Origin of the sequence: Sphingobium sp. ZW T5_29, from assembly GCF_044987515.1 — a bacterium.
Classification (GTDB): domain Bacteria; phylum Pseudomonadota; class Alphaproteobacteria; order Sphingomonadales; family Sphingomonadaceae; genus Sphingobium.
In genome coordinates, this window is the sequence record NZ_JBJDRM010000003.1 from 229,960 (window position 1) to 252,180 (window position 22,221).

20 protein-coding genes are annotated in these 22,221 nt (G+C 61.1%); 14 read left to right on the forward strand and 6 right to left on the reverse strand.

Annotation, left to right across the window (positions count from 1 at the left end):
• Positions 1-193: 193 nt before the first annotated feature.
• From lptE to ACI3KQ_RS03710, 6 genes are all read left to right on the forward strand, one after another.
• The gene (gene lptE, locus ACI3KQ_RS03685; RefSeq protein ID WP_404954901.1) at positions 194-691 is read left to right on the forward strand and encodes an LPS assembly lipoprotein LptE; all 498 of its coding nucleotides are present in this window, start codon (positions 194-196) and stop codon (positions 689-691) included.
• Complete coding sequence (gene holA, locus ACI3KQ_RS03690; RefSeq protein WP_404954903.1) at positions 688-1,713, forward strand: DNA polymerase III subunit delta; 1,026 nt, start codon at positions 688-690, stop codon at positions 1,711-1,713. Before lptE ends, holA begins: the two co-directional genes overlap by 4 nt.
• Positions 1,714-1,771: 58 nt before the next feature.
• Complete coding sequence (gene msrB / locus ACI3KQ_RS03695; protein ID WP_404954905.1) at positions 1,772-2,176, forward strand: peptide-methionine (R)-S-oxide reductase MsrB; 405 nt, start codon at positions 1,772-1,774, stop codon at positions 2,174-2,176.
• Positions 2,177-2,284: 108 nt separating this feature from the next.
• A complete protein-coding gene (locus ACI3KQ_RS03700) occupies positions 2,285-4,363 on the forward strand; it encodes a transglycosylase domain-containing protein (protein WP_404954907.1) in 2,079 nt (692 codons plus the stop codon).
• 454 nt (positions 4,364-4,817) lie between these two features.
• The gene (gene rho / locus ACI3KQ_RS03705; protein ID WP_404954909.1) at positions 4,818-6,074 is read left to right on the forward strand and encodes a transcription termination factor Rho; all 1,257 of its coding nucleotides are present in this window, start codon (positions 4,818-4,820) and stop codon (positions 6,072-6,074) included.
• 111 nt (positions 6,075-6,185) lie between these two features.
• The gene (locus tag ACI3KQ_RS03710; protein ID WP_404954911.1) at positions 6,186-6,908 is read left to right on the forward strand and encodes a YjbE family putative metal transport protein; all 723 of its coding nucleotides are present in this window, start codon (positions 6,186-6,188) and stop codon (positions 6,906-6,908) included.
• A 56-nt stretch (positions 6,909-6,964) separates the two neighbouring features.
• On the opposite strand, the gene ACI3KQ_RS03715 is transcribed toward ACI3KQ_RS03710, so the two are convergent.
• Complete coding sequence (locus tag ACI3KQ_RS03715) at positions 6,965-7,663, reverse strand: dienelactone hydrolase family protein (RefSeq protein WP_404954913.1); 699 nt, start codon at positions 7,661-7,663, stop codon at positions 6,965-6,967.
• Between the two features lie 150 nt (positions 7,664-7,813).
• On the opposite strand from ACI3KQ_RS03715, the gene ACI3KQ_RS03720 reads away from it, so the two are divergent.
• The 7 genes from ACI3KQ_RS03720 to pepN all read left to right on the forward strand — a co-directional run bounded on the left by ACI3KQ_RS03720 (position 7,814) and on the right by pepN (position 16,286).
• On the forward strand, positions 7,814-8,068 hold the full coding sequence (locus ACI3KQ_RS03720; protein WP_404954916.1) for a DUF6489 family protein: 255 nt from the start codon (positions 7,814-7,816) through the stop codon (positions 8,066-8,068).
• Positions 8,069-8,072: 4 nt separating this feature from the next.
• Positions 8,073-9,353, forward strand: a complete 1,281-nt coding sequence (gene mnmE, locus ACI3KQ_RS03725) for a tRNA uridine-5-carboxymethylaminomethyl(34) synthesis GTPase MnmE (protein WP_404954918.1) — start codon at positions 8,073-8,075, stop codon at positions 9,351-9,353.
• Positions 9,354-9,415: 62 nt separating this feature from the next.
• Positions 9,416-11,266, forward strand: coding sequence for a tRNA uridine-5-carboxymethylaminomethyl(34) synthesis enzyme MnmG (mnmG, locus tag ACI3KQ_RS03730; RefSeq protein WP_404954920.1), 1,851 nt, complete (start codon positions 9,416-9,418; stop codon positions 11,264-11,266).
• Entirely contained in the window at positions 11,263-11,904 is a 642-nt protein-coding gene (gene rsmG / locus ACI3KQ_RS03735) for a 16S rRNA (guanine(527)-N(7))-methyltransferase RsmG (RefSeq protein ID WP_404954922.1), read from the forward strand. The genes mnmG and rsmG overlap by 4 nt, the downstream gene beginning before the upstream one ends.
• A complete protein-coding gene (locus tag ACI3KQ_RS03740) occupies positions 11,901-12,683 on the forward strand; it encodes a ParA family protein (RefSeq protein WP_404954924.1) in 783 nt (260 codons plus the stop codon). The genes rsmG and ACI3KQ_RS03740 overlap by 4 nt, the downstream gene beginning before the upstream one ends.
• A complete protein-coding gene (locus tag ACI3KQ_RS03745) occupies positions 12,680-13,606 on the forward strand; it encodes a ParB/RepB/Spo0J family partition protein (protein ID WP_404954926.1) in 927 nt (308 codons plus the stop codon). The genes ACI3KQ_RS03740 and ACI3KQ_RS03745 overlap by 4 nt, the downstream gene beginning before the upstream one ends.
• 79 nt (positions 13,607-13,685) lie before the next feature.
• Positions 13,686-16,286: an aminopeptidase N gene (gene pepN, locus ACI3KQ_RS03750; RefSeq protein ID WP_404954927.1), complete on the forward strand. Its 2,601-nt coding sequence runs from the start codon at positions 13,686-13,688 to the stop codon at positions 16,284-16,286.
• A gap of 111 nt (positions 16,287-16,397) precedes the next feature.
• On the opposite strand, the gene ACI3KQ_RS03755 is transcribed toward pepN, so the two are convergent.
• From ACI3KQ_RS03755 to ACI3KQ_RS03770, 4 genes are read right to left on the reverse strand one after another with little or no spacing between them, the layout of a single operon-like run.
• Entirely contained in the window at positions 16,398-17,012 is a 615-nt protein-coding gene (locus ACI3KQ_RS03755) for an ABC-type transport auxiliary lipoprotein family protein (RefSeq protein WP_404954929.1), read from the reverse strand.
• An 11-nt stretch (positions 17,013-17,023) separates the two neighbouring features.
• Positions 17,024-17,986 (reverse strand): MlaD family protein, encoded by a 963-nt coding sequence (locus tag ACI3KQ_RS03760; RefSeq protein ID WP_404954931.1) that lies wholly within the window; start codon positions 17,984-17,986, stop codon positions 17,024-17,026.
• Positions 17,987-17,989: 3 nt separating this feature from the next.
• The gene (locus ACI3KQ_RS03765; RefSeq protein WP_404954933.1) at positions 17,990-18,862 is read right to left on the reverse strand and encodes an ABC transporter ATP-binding protein; all 873 of its coding nucleotides are present in this window, start codon (positions 18,860-18,862) and stop codon (positions 17,990-17,992) included.
• Positions 18,862-19,971, reverse strand: a complete 1,110-nt coding sequence (locus tag ACI3KQ_RS03770) for an MlaE family lipid ABC transporter permease subunit (protein WP_404954976.1) — start codon at positions 19,969-19,971, stop codon at positions 18,862-18,864. The genes ACI3KQ_RS03765 and ACI3KQ_RS03770 overlap by 1 nt, the downstream gene beginning before the upstream one ends.
• A gap of 99 nt (positions 19,972-20,070) precedes the next feature.
• Here ACI3KQ_RS03770 and ACI3KQ_RS03775 point away from each other — a divergent pair, with 99 nt between their 5' ends.
• Positions 20,071-20,745 carry an HAD family hydrolase gene (locus tag ACI3KQ_RS03775; protein ID WP_404954934.1) on the forward strand — a complete coding sequence of 225 codons (675 nt, stop codon included), beginning with the start codon at positions 20,071-20,073 and terminating at the stop codon, positions 20,743-20,745.
• A 32-nt stretch (positions 20,746-20,777) separates the two neighbouring features.
• Here ACI3KQ_RS03775 and ACI3KQ_RS03780 read toward each other — a convergent pair whose 3' ends face one another.
• Positions 20,778-22,103, reverse strand: coding sequence for a cystathionine gamma-synthase family protein (locus tag ACI3KQ_RS03780; protein WP_404954936.1), 1,326 nt, complete (start codon positions 22,101-22,103; stop codon positions 20,778-20,780).
• Positions 22,104-22,221: the final 118 nt, after the last annotated feature.

Below are 22,221 nucleotides of genomic sequence, written 5' to 3' on the forward strand. Positions count from 1 at the left end.
TGCGCGAAAGTGGGAACCGGTTTTGCGCCTAAAAGGATGCGATAACAAAAAACTGGAGCGCGCAACCTGCGTCCGATTAAACGCAGCGCGCTCTAACAACCAACCGTTGTCTGAACTTGTCGAAAAGCTCTCTTTTCCTCAAAAGAAGAACAGGGCTTCGACAGGCTCGGCCCGAACGGGTAGAGAGTGTTTCATGAAGCGCATTTTGCCACTGATCGGTCTAGCCGCCCTGCTTTCCGCTTGCGGACTTCGCCCCGTCTATAGCGGCGGCAGCCACGGTGCCGTCGCGCAGACGCTTGGCAATGTCGAGGTCCAGCCCATCGAAGGAAAAGGCGGCTGGCTGGTCCGCAACGCGCTGAATGACCGGCTGGCGGCGATGAGCGGCAATGGCCCGACCTACAAGCTGGTGGTGAAGCTGGACGACCAGATCAGCGGTTTTGGGCTGCGCGCCGATACGGCCATCACGCGCGAACGGCGGACGTTGCGCGCTCGCTATCAGCTGGTCGATGTCGCCACGGGCGCTCAGCTGATCGACGACACGGCTGGATCGGATGCCGGCATCGACGTTACCTCCAGCGAATATGCGACGATCGCGGCGGAAGACACCGCGCTTGAGCGGCTGTCGCAGACCCTGGCCGATCAGATCGTGGCGCGGATCGCCCTTTACGCGGCGCGGGACACGCAACGTTGAAGGCCAGTCGCGGCCAAATTGAAAAGGCGCTGGACGCTCCACCCGCTGACATTCGCCTCTTCCTGCTGCATGGTCCCGACGAAGCGGGCAGCATGGCGCTGGGCAAACGGCTGGAACGGGCGATGGGCGCGCAGGCGGAGCGCGTTGACCTGGATGGATCAGCGCTTCGCGACGATCCGGCACGGCTGGCGGACGAGGCCGCGTCCTTTTCCATGTTCGGGGATCGCCGCTGGATCCGCATCAACGGCATGGGCGATGAGTCCCTGCCTGCCGTCATGGCGTTGATGGAGGCCCAAGCGGCGGGCAACCCGGTGATCGCCGTCGCAGGCGCGATCAAATCCACGTCCAAATTGCTCAAGCTGGCGCTGGACAGCCCGATGGCGATGGTATTCGCTTCCTATCAGCCTGACGCGCGCGAGGCGGAGCAGATCGCTGCGGGAATCGCGCGGGAAGGGGGGCTGCGTCTGGGGCCTGAACTGGCCAGGCGCATTGTCGATCTTGCCAATGGCAACCGCGCGCTGATGACTGGCGAAATCGAAAAGCTGATCCTTTATCTGGATGCGTCGCCCGATAGCCCGCGCGACGCGACGGCAGAGGCGTTGGACGCCCTGTCTGCGGACAATCCCGATTCCGACGCGGCTCCTTTGGTCAACGCCGTTCTGGGGGGCGACTTGCCCGCGATGCACCGTGAACTGGGCAGGCTGGTCGAAACCGGAACCGCGATGGCGGCGGTGCTGCGGCCGTTGATCACCCGTGCCATGCTGATCGCCAACATAAGGATGTCCTTTGACGACAGCGGGCGGCTGGAGGCGGCCATAGACAGCGCTGGAAAGCAGATATTCTGGAAGGACAAACCGCTGGTGACCCGCCAGGTGCGCCTCTGGAACGCTCAAGGGATCGCTCGCGTCATCCAGCGGCTGGCGCAGGCGGAACGGGCGAGCAGGTCGGGCAAGGGGCTGGGCGACCTGCTGGTCCGTCACGAACTGTTGGCGATCACCCGGCAGGCGGCGCGGGAACGGTAGCGCGCGCAGGCAATGTTAAGCGCTTGAACGGGCGTGACCCCGCCGCCATATTGCCGGGATGGAAAAGCTCAACCTGACCGACGCTGAATGGCGCGAGCGCCTTTCGCCCGAACAATATCATGTCTTGCGGGAGGCAGGTACGGAACGGGCCTTTACCGGCAAATATAACAGCAACAAGGCCGAGGGCGTCTATTATTGCGCCGGATGCGGGGCCGAACTGTTCGATGCCGATGAGAAATATGACAGCGGGTCCGGCTGGCCCAGCTTTACAGCGCCGACGGACATCGATGCCGTCGAGGAAATTCGGGACAGCAGCCATGGCATGATGCGCACGGAAGTACGCTGCGCCAAGTGCGAAGGCCATTTAGGCCACGTCTTTCCCGACGGACCGGGCGTCAACGGCCTGCGCTATTGCATGAACAGTGCGTCGCTCGACTTCAAGCCGCGCGGCGAGGTTGAATAATCGTTCATCCCCGGTAAAGCGTCAGTCTCCTTGAGAAGCAGGGCTTTTCGTGCGGCTGCGTGATGATCGCTGGCCGCCTTCCGACTGAGCGGGTATTGCGCGAGACATATGGCACGATCAGGCAAGAGCAAGGGAACGCCGGGCAAGGCAAGGCTGTGGCTGATGCGAGCCGTGAAGGCTGGAATTGTCGCGGCGCTGGGCGGGCTGCTTGCCATCGTCATCGCAGTCGTCATCGCCTATCAATCCCTGCCCAGCTATGAATCGCTGAAATCATCGCCCAATGGCCAGATGATCCGCGTTCATGCGGCGGATGGCAGCGTCATCGTTTCGCTGGGACCAAGCTTTGGGCGGTGGCTGTCCTATGACCAGATTCCCGCTGTGATGGTCGACGCGATGGTGTCGACCGAGGATCGGCGTTTCTATCATCACCCCGGCGTCGATCCGATCGGCATGGGCCGCGCCGCCTGGGTGGCGGTTGAAAACCGGGGTAAGGGCCGACGCTGGCAGGGGGCGTCGACCATTACCCAGCAGGTGACGCGCAATATTTTCCTCAACAACAGCTACAGCTGGGGCCGCAAGGTCCGGGAAGTCATCCTGGCATTGGCGCTGGAACGCAAATTTTCCAAGCGGCAGATCCTGGAACTCTATTTGAACAAGGTCTATTTCGGCGGTGGCGCCTATGGCATCGACGCGGCCAGCCGGAAATTCTTTGGTCATCCCGCAACGGCAATCGACCTGCCAGAAGCAGCCATCATCGCGGGGCTGGTCAAGGCGCCGTCCAGCTATTCGCCGACCGCCGACGCGGAAGCCGCCATCGGCCGCGCGGGGGTCGTATTGGACCTGATGCAGGAAAATGGCGTGATCAGCCCGTCGGAACGGGCAGGCATAGACCTGAATGACGTCAAGATGGCGCCCGAACCGCCGCAGAACAGCGTCCGCTACTTCACCGACTGGGCGCTGCCGCAGCTGGACATATTGGTGGATGAACCCAACGAACCGTTGGAAGTCTATACCACCATCGACCTCAACATGCAGAAGGCGGCGACTGCGGCGATTCAGGCGAATGCCCCATCCGGGACGCAGGGCGCGCTGGTGTCGGTGGACCGCGACGGAGCTGTCCGTGCGATGGTGGGTGGCCTCGACTATGTGTCCTCCAACTATAATCGGGCAACCACCGCCACGCGCCAGCCCGGATCGGCGTGGAAGATATTCGTCTATATGGCGGCGCTGGAATCGGGCTACACACCCGATACGGGCGTGACCGACAGTCCGGTCAACATCAACGGCTGGAGTCCGCGCAACAGCAGCGGGCGCTATTCGGGCGAGATCGATATACGCACCGCCTTCGCCTATTCCATCAATACCGTGGCCGCGAAGCTGGGGGTCGAGGTGGGCTTTCCTACCGTCGCCGACATGGCCCGGCGGTTTGGCGTCACGACGCCCATCAATACACATCCCTCCATGGTTCTGGGCACGTCCGATGTGCGCCTGATCGACATGACGCGCGCCTTTGCGTCGATTGCGCGCAAGGGCGTGGCCGTCACGCCATATGGGATTACCAAGGTGACGACTGCCGACGGAAGGCTGCTGTACCAGCATCAGGACGACACCAGCCGAGTGCTGGTCGCGCCATGGGTGGCAGCGGGCATGACCGACCTTATGCAAACCGCCGTCAGCACCGGCACCGGGAAGGCAGCGCAGATCGGTCGCCCCGTGGCGGGCAAGACCGGCACCACCAGCAGCAACAAGGATGGTTGGTTCCTCGGCTTTTCCAGCGGCATCACGACCGGCGTCTGGATGGGGCGCGACGATGCGCGTGCGGTCGGGGTGCTGCAAGGTGGCCGCGCGCCGGCCCGCGCCTTTGCCGATTACATGAAGGTTGCCGTAGCGCGCCGTCCCGTTGAACAGTTCGAAACGCAGGTGACTTTGCCCGAATGGCAGTTGGAGCCGGACGAGGAAGCCTATTATGGCCAGCCTGATAACGGCCTGATCGTCGATGAAAATGGCTTGCCCGTGGAGGCAGGTCAGCAGCAGCCGCTGCCGCTGGAAGAAACGGAGCCGGGCGAGGAGGAGGAGGGGGTGTCACAGGCGCGGCCTGTTCGTCCCACTCCACCGCGCCTGGATCAGCAGTGGATCGATCAGGTTCTGGGCCGCGACCGGCAACGTTCGGCGCCGCAACCCCGTTAACGTCGCAGCGCCTCATGGACTTTGGCCGCCAACGCTTGCGGACTTAAGGCGCTGTCGTCGGGCGTCAGGAAGTCCATCTTTCCCGGCCGAAATCGATTGCGATCCGGATTTTCCTCCTGAGCCATCGCGGGCAGGGCCAAGGTCAGCAAAGTCACGCAGCGATGGAACGCAGCCGTTCCAGGAAACTCACCTCTCCGCCTGATGTGGTCATATTATCATGGTCGAAGCGGGGCGGTCTGTCGCCGCAAGTTGGGCACCATCTGGCGCGAAGCGGGAGCTTCATCCTGTTTTGGACGACTGGAGGTTCGCCAGCCGCCTTGACTTTTTGCAAAGCTCGCCGTTAAACGCGGAACGATCCTTCCCAGCCGTCCGGCGTGGGCGTCCCGGCATTTGCGGCCGGGCATCTTTCCCTGGCTTTCCATATCAGTTCCTCTTTCCATCGGACTCAAGTCGAATGCACCTCAAGGACCTCAAAAAGAAATCGCCCGCCGACCTTGTCACCATGGCGGAGGAGCTGGGCGTCGAAGGCGCGTCGACCCTGCGCAAGCAAGATCTGATGTTCGCAATCCTCAAGGCCGAGGCGGAAAATGGCGAACAGATCATGGGCGAGGGCACGATTGAGGTGTTGCCCGACGGCTTCGGCTTTCTGCGGTCGCCGGAAGCCAATTTTCTTGCCGGTCCCGATGACATCTATGTGTCGCCCAATCAGGTCCGCAAATTCGGCCTGCGCACCGGCGATACGGTGGAAGGCGAAATCCGCGCGCCCAAGGATGGGGAGCGTTATTTCGCCCTCACCAGGCTCATGTCGGTCAATTTCGATGATCCTGACGTCGTCCGCCATCGTGTCAATTTCGACAATCTGACGCCGCTTTATCCGACGGAAAAACTGGTGCTCGATACGCTCGACCCGACCGTAAAGGACAAGTCGGCACGCGTCATCGACATCGTGTCGCCGCAGGGCAAGGGCCAGCGCGCGCTGATCGTCGCGCCGCCGCGGACCGGCAAGACCGTGCTGCTGCAGAACATCGCCAAGGCGATTACCGACAATCACCCCGAAGTCTTTCTGATCGTGTTGTTGATCGACGAGCGGCCGGAAGAAGTCACCGATATGCAGCGCAGCGTGAAGGGGGAGGTTGTGTCCTCCACCTTTGACGAGCCTGCGTCGCGCCACGTCCAGGTCGCCGAAATGGTGCTGGAAAAGGCAAAGCGCCTCGTGGAACACAAGAAGGACGTGGTCATCCTGCTGGATTCGATCACGCGTCTGGGCCGCGCCTATAACACGGTCGTCCCAAGTTCTGGCAAGGTCTTGACGGGCGGTGTGGACGCAAACGCGCTCCAGCGGCCCAAGCGCTTCTTCGGCGCTGCGCGCAATATCGAGGAAGGCGGATCGCTGTCGATCATCGCCACCGCGCTGATCGATACCGGTAGCCGCATGGACGAAGTTATCTTCGAAGAATTCAAGGGCACCGGCAATTCCGAAATCGTCCTGGACCGCAAGGTGGCGGACAAGCGCATTTTCCCGGCGCTGGACGTCGGCAAATCGGGCACGCGCAAGGAAGAGCTGCTGGTCGACAAGGCCAAGCTCAGCAAGATGTGGGTGCTGCGCCGTATCCTGATGCAGATGGGCACGATCGATGCCATGGAATTCCTGCTCGACAAGATGAAGGATTCCAAGACCAACGAAGACTTCTTCGATTCCATGAACCAGTAATCGCAAGCGTTACGGTGCGGCGGAGCGGGCGCATATCCCTGCCTCCCCCGCCCCCTGTTTCGCACAAGATTTTCGATTGACCGATTTCCACTAAAGGGACGTCAGGCCGCCATGTTCGACCTATTCGCCACTGCCGCCGCCGCTGCTCAGGGACTTGGCTCTCCAGCCGATATCTGGGGCCATATTGTCACCGATTTCAGTAATATAGGATCGCCCCAGGCGCTCGCGGCCTTTGGCCAAGTGCTGATGATCGACATATTGCTGGCGGGCGACAATGCGATCGTGGTGGGCGCGCTGGCGGCCGGGCTTCCGGTGCAGCAGCGCCAGCGGGTCATCATGATCGGCATCATCGCCGCGCTGGTGCTGCGGATCGGCTTTGCATTGGTTGTGACGCAGCTGATGCAGATTGTCGGCCTGATCCTGGCGGGCGGGCTGCTGCTCTTGTGGGTCAGCTGGAAGATGTGGCGTGAATTGCACCCCAAGCGGGGTGGCGATACGCCCGATGATCCAAGCGACGATGATATTTCAGGCCTGCGCCCGGCCAAGAGCTTTGCAGCCGCTGCCTGGGCGGTTGCGGTTGCGGACGTGTCGATGAGCCTGGACAATGTGCTGGCCGTGGCAGGCGCGGCGCGCGATCATCCGGGCATCCTGATCATTGGCCTTATTCTGTCCGTTGCATTGATGGGCATCGCAGCCAACATCATCGCCAAATATATCGAGCGGTTCCGCTGGATCGCCTATGTTGGCCTGGTCGTCATCGTCTATGTTGCGGTGAAGATGATTTACGATGGCATCGTTGATCACCAGGTTGGCGTCTTGACGCTGTTCGTCTGACCACCTGTTCCCGATCCCGCTCAACGCGGGATCGGGCGTATGCGGTTATAGCCGCCTCACAGATTCTGGGCGAAGAAATCAGCGGTTCGTTTGTCGGCCAACTGGGCTGCTTCCTCGCGGCGACGATCACCCGTTTCCGCTGCGAAACCATGATCCAGCCCTTCATAATCATGCAGCGTAACGTGCCGGTTCCCCTTTAGCCCTTCGTGCATTTTCGCCTGCGCTTCCGGCGGGACAAAGCCGTCGGCTGTCGGAATATGAAGTAGGACCGGCTTCCCGATTGCGCGCTGTTCATCCAGCAGATTGTCGATGCCGACGCCATAATAGCCAACAAAGGCATCGCCATCGGTTCGGCAAGCCGCCATGAATGCCAACCGCCCACCCAGGCAATAGCCGACGACACCCACCTTCCCGGCGCCGCCCAGTTCAGCGCGAGCGGCCCTGATCGTGGCTTCGATGTCGCGGATGGCGCTGTCCTGATCGAGCCGCTGCATATGGCCGAGCGCCGCCTGGAAATCTTCCGGCTGGTCAGCGTCCAATTCTACATGCGCCTTGTCACGCCAGAACAGGTCCGGGGCGAGCGCCAGATACCCTTGCTCCGCCCACTTATCACACTTGCGCCGGATGCCGTCATTGACGCCGAAAATCTCCTGAATGACGATGATAGCCGCCTTGGGCGTGTCGGCCGGACGCGCGACATAGACGTCGAAGCTGGCGTCACCCTCCAGAGTCGCGACGGGCGTGTAAAGTGTCATGGCAGGATCCTTTCCGCTGTTTCTCGGCTTTGGCATGTAGGGATAATCGCCTTTGTCCGGCACGCCAACCGCTCGATAGCGCAAAAAATTTGCCATTATGGCCTATGTTGCGGCATGAGACGGGAAAGCCCATGGCAAGGAATTGGCAAGATGAAGGTTAGCCTGGACGTCGATTGCACCCCCGCGGAAGCTCGGGCATTTCTGGGCCTGCCAGATGTGACGCCTATTCACGACAAATATGTGAAGACCGTTCTGGACAGCATCGATGGCGTCACCAACATCGAACAGATTGAAACGATGATGAAGGGTTTCGCTCCCATGGGCGATGCCGGGATGAAATTGTTCAAGCAGATGATGGACATCGGCCTGTCCGGTATGACTTCCAAGGGTGGCGATAAGTCCTAGTCCAATGCAGGACACTATTTTCGCCCTGTCGAGCGGAGCACCGCCGGCGGGGATCGGCCTTATTCGCATAAGCGGCCCTGGTGCCGGGGCAGCGTTGAAGGCCTTGACGGCGCAAGCGTTGCCAACCCCTCGCCACGCGCGGCTTTCAAAATTGTATGACCCACGCACCGGTGAACTCCTCGACCGGGCCGTGACATTGTGGTTTCCCGGTCCATCGACGGTTACGGGCGAGGATTTGGCGGAGCTTCATTGCCATGGTGGCCGGGCGATCGTTGCAGCCGTGGAAAGTGCGTTGGCGTCGATCCCCGGCGTGCGGCTTGCCGATCCGGGTGAGTTTACCCGGCGGGCCTTCCTTAACGGGCGCATCGACCTCAACGCCGTGGAAGGCCTTTCAGACCTGTTGGCGGCGGAGACCCAGCAACAGCGTCGCGCTGCCCTGCTCATGGCGGAAGGGCATTTTTCAAGACGGGTTGAAAGCTGGCGGTCGGCATTGCTGGAGGTCTCCGCCATGGCCGAGGCCGCGCTCGACTTTTCCGATGAAGATGATGTTCCCGAAACGGGAATCGAAATACATATATATGATCAGCTGCAGCACTTGGCCGCACAGGTGCAAACCATATTGGCAGCGCCATCGGCAGAGCGTTTGCGAGATGGCGTCCGCGTGGTGCTCGCCGGGCCACCCAACGCCGGTAAGTCGACGCTGCTCAATGCCTTAGTGGGTAGGGAGGCGGCGATCGTTTCCGATATTGCAGGGACAACCCGCGACCGAATCGAAGTTCCTGCCGCTCTGGGCGGCGTTGCATTTCTGTTCACGGATACGGCGGGGCTGCGGGATCAGTCCGCAGATCCGGTGGAAATGATTGGTATCGAGCGCGCTCGCATGGCCCTGGCGGCTGCTGACATCATATTATGGCTTGGCGAAGCCGCAGAGTTGCCTCGGGATGACGCCATCCTTGTTTCGGCTCAGGCTGACCGGATGCCCCCCCGGAATGGGTTGCCCGTCTCTGCCGTCACGGGCGAAGGCATGGATCAGTTGGTGGATGTGCTACTTGAAGGGGCACGCAGCCTCCTGCCGGGGCAGGGCGACTATGCCCTACATCAGCGGCAGCGGGATGGAGCCTCTCAGCTCCTTCGTCATCTCATAGCTGCGCAAGAGGCTAGAGACTTGCTTATTACGGCAGAAGAGCTTCGGCAGGCCAGAAATGCAATAGATCAGCTGACGGGACAGGCGGGAACCGACGACATGCTCGACCGGCTTTTTGCAGGCTTCTGCATCGGGAAATAGCGCCTTTGTTCCACGTGGAACAACTTTGACCGGCAGCCCCAATATCTGATAAAGGCGCGCCCATGCAAAAGAGCTATGACGTGATTGTGGTTGGCGGTGGCCATGCGGGCTGCGAAGCTGCAGCGGCGGCCGCTCGAAAGGGTGCGCGTGTGGCGCTGTTGACCTTTTCGAGAGCGACGGTCGGATCGATGTCATGCAACCCGGCGATTGGCGGCCTCGGAAAGGGGCATCTTGTCCGTGAGGTTGACGCGCTCGACGGCCTTATCGCACGCGCAGCCGACGCGGCGGCGATCCATTACCGCATGTTGAACAGCAGTAAGGGGGCGGCTGTTCAGGGGCCACGTGTTCAGGCTGACAGGGCGCTGTACCGAGCAGCCATTCACCAGCTGCTGGCAACCTATCCGACCCTGGACATTGTCGAGGGTGAGGCGGCCGACATCGATTTGAAGCAGGGACAGGTGAGCGGACTGATCCTGGCCGATGGCACTAGGTTGGTCACAACTGCGATCATACTCGCGACGGGCACCTTTTTGGGAGGCAGGCTGTTCCGGGGCGAGGACGTTGACGTCGGCGGGCGCACCGGCGAACGGGCGGCCACACAACTGGGCGTTCGATTGAGAGCTATGGGCCTGCCGATCGGTCGCCTGAAAACCGGGACGCCGCCGCGACTGGACGGGCGGACGATAGAGTGGGCCAAGTTGGAAGAGCAGCCTTCTGACGAGGGTGACTGGACCATGTCCTCTCTCACGCCCGCTCGCATCTTGCCGCAACTCAGTTGCGCTGTGACGCGGACGAATGAGCGCACCCATGCGATCATCCGCGAGGGTTTGGGGCGTTCACCCTTGTTCAGCGGCGCGATCGAGGGAAGGGGGCCGCGATATTGTCCTTCGATTGAGGACAAGGTTGTGCGCTTCGGCGACCGCGATGGCCATCAGATTTTTCTGGAGCCTGAGGGGATTGCCGATCATCTCGTCTATCCAAATGGGATCAGCACGTCGCTGCCGACGGATGTCCAGAAGGCGATGGTCCAGTCCATGCCTGGCTTGGAGAAGGCAGAGATCATCGTTCCGGGTTATGCGGTTGAATATGATCATATCGACCCGCGCGCACTGGATTCGACACTGGAGGTGCGCGCGGTGCCGGGACTTTTCTGTGCTGGACAGATTAACGGCACGACGGGCTATGAAGAAGCCGCGGCTCAGGGGCTGGTTGCAGGCGTGAATGCTGCGGCGCGCGCTGCTGACGCTCCGCCCATGGTGCTGGACCGGGCCAGCAGCTACATCGGCGTGATGATTGACGACTTGGTGCTTCAGGGCGTTACCGAGCCATATCGGATGCTGACGGCACGGGCTGAATATCGGCTTCGGTTGCGCGCTGACAATGCAGGGAGTCGGCTTGGAGCTATTGGCCAGGACCATGGGATCATCGGAGCCGAGCGCCGAGCTCATTATGATGCGCGCAGGGCACAACGGCATGAAGCAGAGGGTCAGTTGGCGCGAAATTTGAGCGCCACGGAAATGGCGAGAGCAGGAGCTGCTGTTCGGCAGGATGGCGCTCGGCAGTCGCTCTTTGATTGGGCGCGCTTCCCTGAGGTGTCGCGCTCATTGCTTTTCGAACTAGCGCCCGTCCTTGCCGAGATGGATGCTGACGTGCGGAACGAGCTGCTGGAGGATGCGCACTATGCGCCGTACTTGGAAAGGCAGGATGCCGAAATTGCGGACCTGCGTCGCAACGAGCGGGTCGGCATACCGGCTGACTTCGATTATGGAGCCATCGGGGGTTTGTCGACGGAGATGGTCGAGCGGCTTGGGACTGCACGCCCCGATACGCTGGCGGCGGCGAGCCGCATAAGGGGCGTGACGCCTGCTGCGCTCGCGGCCGTTCTGGTTCATGTGCGGCGGCGCGCGGCGTGAGCGAAGATGAAGCGCGCGCTTGGCTAAGCGATCATTTTTCTGTTTCACGTGGAACATGGGAACTGCTGGAGCGCTACGTCGGGCTGCTGCTGGCGGAAATGTCCAATCAGAATCTGATTGCCGAATCGACCCGGTCTCAGATGTGGGCGCGCCATATCGTTGATTCGGCCCAACTATCGTTGTTGACAGGATCGGCGGGAACCGGCCCTTGGGTCGACTTGGGATCAGGAGCAGGATTGCCCGGTGTGGTCGTGGCGATCCTCTCCGAACGGGAAATGCTGATGATCGAAAGTCGGCGCAAGCGCGTCGAGTTCTTGAACACCGTTATTACCGAGCTGAAGTTGAGCAATGCGCGCATATATGGTGGACGTGTGGAGACTGCACCTGCCATCAACGCCGCTGTCATTAGCGCGCGGGCCTATGCGCCGCTTCCCAAATTGCTCGGCTCGGCGCTGCACTTTTCCACAGATGAAACGCTTTGGGTGCTGCCAAAGGGGCGAAATGCCGAAAATGAACTGGAGGCGGCGCGCTCATCATGGCAGGGTGTGTTTCACGTGGAACGCAGCGTCACTGACGCCGACAGTGCCATCATCGTGGGGCATGCCGTCAAACCCAAGGTCAGGAAAGGTCGAGGATGATTTGTATCGCCATCGCCAATCAGAAGGGGGGGGTGGGCAAGACCACGACCGCAATCAATCTGGCTACGGGCTTGGCCGCCACTGGCTTACGCGTTCTGCTGGTTGACCTTGATCCGCAGGGGAATGCTTCAACCGGGCTGGGCGTTACCCAATCCGACCGGACGAGGTCCAGCTACGACCTTCTGGTCGGCAATTGCGCTTTGGACGAAGCCGTTCTTTCCACGCGCGTTCCCAAACTCGATATCGTGCCCGCAACTCAAGACCTGTCGGGTGCGGAGATTGAGCTGATCGAATATGAGCAGCGCACCCACCGTCTGGAGCGGGTGTTGAGCGAAGCCCAGACGGGCCGCTGGGACATATGCCTGATCGATTGTCCGCCTTCTCTTGGGCTGTTGACGATCAACGCAATGGTCGCTGCGCAATTTCTGCTGGTGCCGTTGCAATGCGAGTTTTTCGCGCTGGAGGGACTGTCGCAATTGTTGCAGACGGTCGAACGCATCAGGGGGCGATTTAACCCCAATCTTTCCATCATGGGCGTTGCCCTGACAATGTATGACCGCCGCAACCGTTTGACCGATCAGGTTGCGGATGACGTTCGCGCCTGTCTGGGCGAACTGGTCTTCAACACTGTTATCCCCCGTAATGTGCGCCTTTCCGAAGCGCCGAGCCATGGCGTTCCCGCGTTGATTTACGATTTTCGCTGTTCAGGGTCGGAGGCTTATATGCGCTTGGCCCGTGAACTGATATCGCGATTGCCCGAACAGGAGGCTGCGGCTTGAGCAACGAAGTCGATAATAAGCTGAAGGTGGGCAAGCGCCCGCAAGGACTGGGACGCGGCTTATCAGCGTTGCTTGGCGATGTCGCAAGGGAAGCGCCGGTAGCGCCTGCGGAACCCGCTATTGCGTCCAGCAAAGCCATTCAGAATATCGAGGTCGCGCTGGTCCAGCCCCATCCTGAACAGCCACGCCGTCACTTTGACGAAGGTGCGCTGGCGGAGTTGGCGGACAGCATCAGCAAGCGGGGTGTCATTCAGCCCATCATCGTGCGCCCCCATGGCGGCGGCTTTCAGATCGTCGCCGGAGAGCGCCGCTGGCGTGCGGCGCAGCGCGCCCAGTTGCACCGCATTCCGGCCATTGTGCGAGATTTTGATGAAGCTGAAACGCTGGAAATCGCGTTGGTCGAAAATATCCAGCGCGAAGACCTGAACCCCATCGAAGAGGCGGAAGCCTATCGCAAGCTGATCGCGGACTTTAATCACAGCCAGGAAGCGCTGGGACGGCTGGTCGGGAAATCCCGTAGCCATATCGCGAATCTGATGCGCTTGCTGGACCTGCCCGCTTCGGTGCAGCAGCAAGTGGTCGAACAGAAGCTATCTATGGGACATGCTCGCGCGCTCATCGGTGCGCCCGATTGCGAAGGCCTGGCCCGCGCGGTGGAATCCAAGGGGCTGTCGGTCCGTGACACAGAGCAGCTTGTACGGCGTGCAAAAAAGGGTGAGGACGCATCGCCCCGCGAGCGGATGGGGCCAGTTGGGGATAAGGACCCCGACATTGCCGCTCTTGAGCAGCATCTGGCGGACATTCTGGGTTTGCGGATCGACATTGCCCATGCAGGCGGAGGCGCGGGCACCTTGTCACTGCGCTATTCCACGCTGGATCAGTTGGACATGCTGTGTCAGCGGCTGTCAGGCGAGCGGATTTAGTCTTCTTAAAACCCTGCAGACTTAGCTTTTATCGCCTGTCCCACTGGCCTTTTTCGCGGTCAGTGCCTAGCTTGTCCGCATGGCTGACATGCAATCTTCCGCTGGAACCGCGCCCCTGATCGTCCACCGTCAGGACTATCGCCCGCCTGATTGGCTGGTCCCGGACATTGCGCTTTTCCTTTCTCTGGACCCTCTGCATACGCAGGTTCGTTCCGTTTTGACCGTGCGCCGCAACGGGGAGCATGATCGGCCGCTGAAGCTGGACGGAGATGAACTCACAGCGATTGAAGTGAAGGTCGACGGTCACCTTCTCACGGCAGACCAGTGGTTCATGGAAGGGGGCGCGCTCGTCATCCCGCTTTTCGGGGCCGCGCATGAGGTTGAAACGCTGGTCGAACTCGCGCCGGAGAAGAATAGCAAGCTGATGGGACTTTACGCCAGCGGCGGTCTGCTATGCACCCAGTGCGAAGCCGAAGGCTTTCGTCGGATCACGTTCTTCCCCGACCGCCCGGATGTTCTTTCCCGTTACTCCGTCCGGCTGGAAGCGGATCAAGCCCTTTATCCAATCTTGCTGGCGAATGGCGATCCGGTCGAAAAGGGCAATCTGCCGGGCGGGCGCCACTGGGCATTGTGGACTGACCCCTACCCAAAGCCCTGTTATCTGTTCGCGTTGGTCGCCGGGGACCTGGCGTGCAACGTTGACAGCTTTGTCACGATGGGCGGGCGCACCGTGAAGCTGGGCATATGGGTCAAGGAAGGCGATCTGCCTAAAACCGCCCATGCCATGCAAGCGTTGAAGAACAGCATGGCCTGGGATGAGCGGGTTTATGGGCGCGAATATGATCTGGACGTGTTCAATATCGTCGCCGTTGCCGATTTCAACTTCGGCGCGATGGAGAACAAGGGGCTTAACATATTCAATTCACGCTATATTCTGGCCGATCCCGATACGGCGACTGACATCGACTATGACGGTGTCGAGGGCGTGGTCGCGCATGAATATTTTCACAACTGGTCGGGCAATCGTGTCACCTGTCGCGATTGGTTCCAGCTTTCCTTGAAGGAGGGCTTCACCGTCTTTCGCGATCAGGATTTTTCCGCCGACATGGGCAGCGCTGCGGTCAAGCGGATTGAAGATGTCCGCGTGTTGAGAGCTGCGCAGTTTCAGGAGGACTCAGGACCTCTGGCCCACCCCGTGCGCCCCGAATCCTACATGGAAATCAGTAACTTCTACACCGCGACCATCTATAATAAGGGCGCCGAACTGATCCGCATGATGGCCCTGATGTTGGGGCCAGAACGGTTTCGGTCGGGCTCGGACCTATATTTTGAAAGGCATGACGGGCAGGCGGCGACCTGTGAAGATTTTGTCCGGGCGATGGAAGATGGAGGAGGGATAGACCTTACCCAGTTCCGCCGCTGGTATGAGCAAGCAGGAACGCCTCGCGTGCGGGCCTTGCTAACCCATGACCCGGAGAGCCGGACGGCCGAACTGGTGCTGGAGCAGACCGTGCCCCCGACGCCCGGCCAATCAAACAAGCAGCCGATGGCCATTCCGTTGCGCATCGCGCTGTTCGATCGGGAAACCGGCGAAAGCCGGGGCGACGAGTTGCTGATGCTGACGGAAGCGCGCCAGAGCTTTGCCTTTAATGACTTCGCCACGCCGCCGCTGCTGTCGATCAATCGCGGCTTTTCAGCGCCGGTGGTGATCGAAACGGATCGCACCCAGGCCGATCTGGCCTTTCTATCCGCGCACGACGACGATCCCTTCGCCCGATATGAAGCGATGCAGCAACTGATGGTGAATGTGCTCGTAGGCCGGATTGGCGGGCAGATCGTTGATGAAGCCGCAGTGGTTGCCGCGATTCGGAACACCGCGACCGATCCCGCGCTGGACGATGCGTTCATAGCAGAGGCTATTCGCCTGCCGAGCGAGGCCTATATTGGCGACCAACTGGCCATGGTCGATCCCGATGCTATCCATTCCGCTCGTGATGCCCTCCAGCGCCGGATCGGGGCTGAACTGGAGCCGCTATGGCGCGATATCCATTGCAGAACCCAGTCAAACAGCTTTTCATTGTCCGCCGCGGCGAAGGGCGCCCGCAAGCTGCGCAACACCGCACTCCTTTACCTTTGCGCTTCAGGCATGGAGGAGGGCCCCACGGTCGCCTTTTCCCAGTTCAGCGATGCGGACAATATGACGGAGCGGCAGGCGGCGCTGGCCATATTGGCGAACGGGACCAGCGCGGAGCGGGAAGCCGCCCTTGATATTTTCTACAATCGCTACCGGGATGATGCGCTGACTTTGGACAAATGGTTCCAGACACAGGCCTTTGCCCTTCATCCCGATACTGTTGACCTGGTAGAGGAACTGGGCCGTCATCCTGACTTCACGTTGACCAATCCCAATCGGATCCGGTCGCTCTATGGCGCTTTTGCGGGCAATCAGTGGGCCTTTCACCATCGATCCGGCAAGGGCTACCGCCTGGTTGCCGACTGCATCATCGCTCTCGACAAGATCAATCCGCAGACGGCCGCTCGTCTGGTGCCGCCACTGGGGCGCTGGCGTCGTTTCGATGAAGAGCGTGCCGGTTTGATGCGGGCCGAACTGCAGCGCATCCTGGCTCAGCCCGGCCTATCAAGGGACGTGACTGAGCAAGCGAGCAAAAGCCTTGATTGAGCAAGGAGCAAACCACAGGCTTGCTGCGACCCGAACGTTGAGCCGCTGATCTACAAGGGCTGAAAACATAGTGGGGCCAGATGATCCGATGTCATCTGGCCTACCGCTTTTTTAGCGACCTGAAGCCGCCAGCCAGGCAGCGACATCGGTCGCCACCTTGTTGGCGGCGCTGTTCAAAGGCGCGCCGACGCTGGTGGCCGTGATCTTCGCGCCTACGGGGACGCTGGCGGTGAAGCGCTGGCGCGTGATGGCGGTGCCGCCTGGCCCTGCCAGGATCGCATCGAAAGTAACGATCGCGCTGTTGCTGGCTTCGTCCAGGCCAAATTCCACCAACTCCCCCATCAGCCGCTGACCCGCATCAGCCGAATATTGCCCAGGATCGAGCACGATTCGATTGCTGGTCGCGGCGATAGTTTCCGACAAAAGCCGCTGGAACAAATGGCGCGGCGTGTCCGCCCACTGCACATCGGTGACATAAGCGAGAGACGTGGGCGTGGTCCGCACCGGCACGCGCACGGTGTCCAGCAGCTTGGGCGCTTCCGGATCGGCGACTGTTATGCTGGTCCCCGACGCGGCGCTGCGCACTGTGCCTGGCGCGACCTTCTGGGCTGCATCAAGGGACAGCAACTGGGCAGGCGGCTTTCCGCCAATCGATATGCAGCCGGGCAACGTCAGGATGAGCGCGAGGGCTGCCGACATGGCGGCTTGTTTCTTGTGGAACATCATGTGGGTCCCTCTCATGGCTTATAATCGGGCAATTTGGGCGATCCGACGATCGACCCCGCGCCCTGCTGATCGAGCTTTTCGGCGACGCCACGGAAAGCGCGCGACATTTCACGCAGGTCGCGCACCAACTGGTTCACTTCCGGCATGGTCTGGTTGCTGAACGCGCGCACACCGGGTTGGGCTTCGGCGATGGTCTTGTCCAGCGTATCGATGCTGCGCGTGGCCGACTGCACGCTCTTGCGCAGGTCCGCCATCAGCGGGCGGCCTTCGTCATTCAGCAAGCTGTCGGTGGTCGCGGCCAGCTGACCGATCTGTTCCGCAGCAATGCCAGTCCGCTGCACCGCGATGCGGGCTTCGGCAAGCGTCGCCGCGATTTCGGGGCTGCGGTCGGCCAGGGAGGCGGACAGCCGCTCCACATTGGCCAGAATGCCAGCGATGGACTGCTGATTCTTGTCGTTCAGCAGTTCGGTCAGCCGTTCAGTCAGGGTCGAAAGCCGTTCCAGCAGTTGCGGCGCATTGTTGAGCAGTTCGCCCAACGCGCCTGGCTTGGTCGGAATCACCGGCACGCCATCGGGGCAGGCGGCCAGCAAATTTTGTTCCGGGCAGATGATGGGCGGCGCGCCCTTGACCGCGCCGTCGAGCACGATTTCACTGACACCGGTAAAGCCCACGCCGGCAATGGTTGCGGTGGTGCCCTGCAGCACCGGGGTGCCTTCTTTGACGGAAATGCGGACTTTGACGAAGCTGGGGTCGCGCTTCCACAATTCGATGCGCTCAACCTGACCGGATGGCACGCCGGAATAATTGACGCTCGACCCCTTCGCGAGGCCATTCACCGACTGTTTGAAGAAGATGTCATATTCCTTGTTATCGCCCTCGGACAGGCGCGAAAACCAGAAGGCGGCGATCATAATGGCCGCCAGCAGCAGCAGCGTGACCGTGCCCACCAGCACATGGTTGGATCGGGTTTCCATATCCTATTGCCTTCCGTCCGATGGGTGTTCAGCCCGCTTGCCGCTTTCGCGCGCCACTGCTGCTGTCGCCGCGCGGCCGCGCGGACCGTTGAAATATTCCTGAATCCACGGGTGATCGGTGGCCAGCAGTTCGTCTATCGTGCCCACGGCAATGACCTTTCCGTCGGCCAGCACCGCCACCCGGTCGCAGATTGAAAAAAGCGTGTCCAGGTCGTGCGTGATGAGAAAGACGGTAAGACCCAGTGTCTGCTGCAGCTTTCGCGTCTGTTCGTCGAACGCCGCCGCACCGATCGGGTCCAGTCCCGCCGTCGGTTCGTCCAGGAACAGCAGGTCAGGATCCAGCGCCAGGGCGCGGGCCAGACCCGCCCGCTTCTTCATGCCACCCGACAATTCGGCTGGATATTTTGGTCCGGCTTCGGCGGGGAGTCCGGTCATGCGAATCTTGTAGGCCGCGATCTCGTCACGCAGCTGCGCGCCGATATTGGGATAATATTCGCGGATCGGCACTTCGACATTTTCCGCCACAGTGAGCGTGGAGAAAAGTGCGCCCCCCTGAAACAGCACGCCCCACCGTTTGCGGATTGCCAGCGCCTCATCGTCCAGCCGACCGATCATTGATTCGCCAAAGACATGCACTTCGCCTTCATCGGGCGTCTGCAGGCCGATGATGGACCGCATCAGCACGGACTTGCCCGTGCCCGATCCCCCAACGACGCCCAATATTTCGCCCTTGCGGACGTCGAGGTCGAGCCCCTGGTGCACGACCTGGTCGCCAAAGCTGTTCTTGAGGCCACGCACGGAAATGGCGGTGCTGTCGCGTTTGACGGCTTCGTCGACCCGCGCTTCTTCGGCGACGATTTCCTCTTCCGGCGCCATCAGTTCCAGCCCAGCCAGGTGAAGAAGACCGCGAAAAAGGCGTCGATGACGATGACGAGGAAGATCGCCTGCACCACCGCCGATGTCGTGCGCATCCCCACTTCTTCGGCATTGCCCTTGACCTGCATGCCTTGGAAACAGCCCGCCAGCGCAATGATGACGCCAAAGACGGGAGCCTTGATCAAGCCCACCCACAGGTCGGTGATTGGCACGACTTCCCGCAGCCGCTGGATGAAGGTGATTGGCGGTATTTCCAGTGACACGGCGCACAGGAACCCGCCGCCGATGACCGCCATGATCGATGCATAAAAGCCGAGCAGCGGCATCATGACAACCACGGCCAAGGTGCGCGGCAGCACCAGCGCCTCCATCGGCGAAACGCCGATGGTGCGCATCGCGTCCACTTCCTCGGTCAGCTTCATGGTGCCAAGCTGGGCGGCAAAGGCGGAACCGGATCGCCCTGCGACCATGATGGCGGTCATCAGCACGCCCAGTTCGCGAAAGGTCAGTCGACCCACCAGGTTGATGGTCAGCATTTCCATGCCGAACTGCCGCAGCTGCACCGATCCTTGCTGCGCAATGACGATGCCGATCAGGAAGCTCATGAGGCCGATGATGCCCAGCGCCGAGACGCCGACCACTTCAAAGCGTTGGACGACGGCGTTCAGGCGAAAACGGCTTGGGTGCCGAATGACGTTCCAGCTTGCGACCAATGTGCTGCCGAAAAAGCCCAGCAGGCCCAGCAGCGTCGCTCCCGCATTGATCGTGGCTTCACCGATCTGTCCGACGACACGCTGCCATGGTGTCACATAGGCGGGGCGTACGCTGACGGGTTCATCCAGCTTTCCGACCGTTTCGATCAGGCGAAGCGAGTCCTTGTTGCCGCCGACAATTTCACAGTCCAGCCGCTTGGCCGTGCGATGGATGGTCCAGGCGCCGATTGTGTCCATGTGGTGCACATCGGAAACGTCGATTGCCGCAACCGGACCGGCCAGCGCGTCCAGTCGGGCGGGCAGATCGTGCAGGCAGGCAATCGATAAATGGCCTGAAAGCCGTACGATAGCACCGCCATCGCGCGGTTCTTCCACAAGATCGGCGACATTATTCATCAAGCGGATTTAGTGGTCCATTATCGGTTGCACGGCAAGCCGAAACGGCCCATCCGCAAGGCAGAACGACGGGCAAGGGCAAAAAGTTTCGGAAACGGCATGACGCATCGAATTGCGATATATGACATGGACCGCACGGTGACGTTCACCGGCACCTACACCGGCTTCCTGATTCACGTGGCCCGTCGGCTTGCGCCATGGCGGCTGGTCCTGTTCCCCTGCGTGATCCTGCTGATGCTCGCCTATGTGTTGAAGCTGATTTCGCGGCAGCGTTTGAAGGAACTCAATCAGGCGTTGATGATCGGCTATAATGTCGAACGTGCCAGGTTGATGCCCCATGTCGAAAGCTATGCTGCTAAGGTCGTGGCCACGAACGTCCGCGCCGGAGCGCTGGCGCAGATCGCCGGGGACAAGGCAGCGGGGTGCACGCTGGTGCTGGCCACCGCATCCTATCGCCTTTATGTCGAACCGATTGCCCGGCGCTTGGGTTTTGACGCGGTCATCGCCACGGATCATCTGAGCCAGGATCTGCGCTATGTCCGCGCCAGGATCGCGGGCGAAAATTGCTACGACACGGGAAAGCTGCGCATGATCAAGGCGTGGATGGCGGCGGAGGCGATCGACCGTTCGATGGCGCACATCCGGGCCTATTCCGACCATGTGTCCGACGCGCCGATGCTGGAATTCGCGGACATTGCCTTCGCGTCCAATCCGCACAAGCCGTTGGCGAAACTCGCGGCGCAGCGCGGCTGGACGCGGGTCGACTGGAACTGATCCCCGTCCGGTCCAAGCCGCCTGGCCGCCATTCACCCAATCGCCCGCAGCGCTTGGGAAAAATCGGCGATGAGATCGTCCGCATCCTCGCAGCCAATGGAGATGCGCACCATATTGTCGCTGATCGCCAGCGCCTTCTTGCGCTCTGTGGGCACTGACAAATGGGTCATCGCCGCCGGATGGCTCGCCAGTGTTTCGGTCCCACCCAAGCTGACCGCCAGCTTTGCGATCTTCAGCGCGTCGAGAAAGGCGAAGGCTTCGGCTTCTCCTCCCTTCAGATATAAGGAGAAGGTCGATCCCGCGCCGGTGCAATGACGCCGATAGACATCGGCCTGCCGGTCATTGTCCGGGAAGCCAAGATAGCCGACCTTTTCGACCTGCGGCTGGTCCTTGAGCCATGCGCAGACCTTTGCGGCATTTTCTCCCGCCCGGCTCATCCGCAGCTCCAGCGTCTCCAGGCTGCGCAACAGCATCCATGCGCTGTGCGGGTCCAATATCGTGCCGATCGTGTTGCGCATCATGCGGATGCCGTTGATGAGCGCGTTGGACCCCAGCACGCCGCCCGCGACCAGGTCGCTATGCCCGCCTGCATATTTGGTAAGGCTGTAGATGACGAGGTCAGCCCCATGCGCAATCGGATGGTGCCACAGCGGCCCCAGGAATGTGTTGTCGATTGCGATTGGCGGCACATGCGCTTCGCCGCCGAACATCTGGTCGCGCAGTGCGACGACAGCATCCAGGTCGACCAGAACGTTGGTCGGATTAGCCGGGCTTTCCAGATAGATAAGGGCGACCCGGCCAAGCGCCTTTGCCCGTGCCATCACCTCGCCAATCTCATCCCCGGTCGCGGCGGCGGGGAAGTCCAGCCATTGCACCCCGAACTTGCCCAATATCCGCCCGATCAGCGATTCGGTTGCTGCGTAGAGGGGCGCGGAATGGACGATCACGTCACCCGGCTGAACGAGCGCCAAAAGGGTGGTCGCGATTGCCGACATGCCGCTGGAAAAGAGCAGCGCGTCCTCTGCCTCCTCCCATATCGCCAGCCGGTCTTCGGCGATTTCCTGGTTGGGGCCGTTGAAGCGTGAGTAAACCAACCCTTCCGCGCGCCCCGGACGGATGCCCGTCACGCCTTCGAAATGCCGCTTGCCCGCCGCCGCGCTTTCAAAGGCAAAGGTGGATGTGAGGAATATCGGCGGCTTCAGCGATCCTTCGGACAGGCTGGGATCATAGCCATGGCCCATCATCATTGTTGCGGGTTTCAGCTTGCGACCGTCAATCTCCATGATCGACTGTTTGGGCCGACGCCGGTTGCGGGTTGGCTCTGCGCCGGTCAGGTCGGCTTCGGTTTCGCCGGTCATCTGTTTCTCCTGCGATCTTTCGGGGCGTCGGCTGCGCCTGCACCCCGCAAGTGTAACGCTTCGGACGGGCGAGGGGCCAGAGGCGCGGTGACTTTATTCCGCTGAGACAAACTTATAT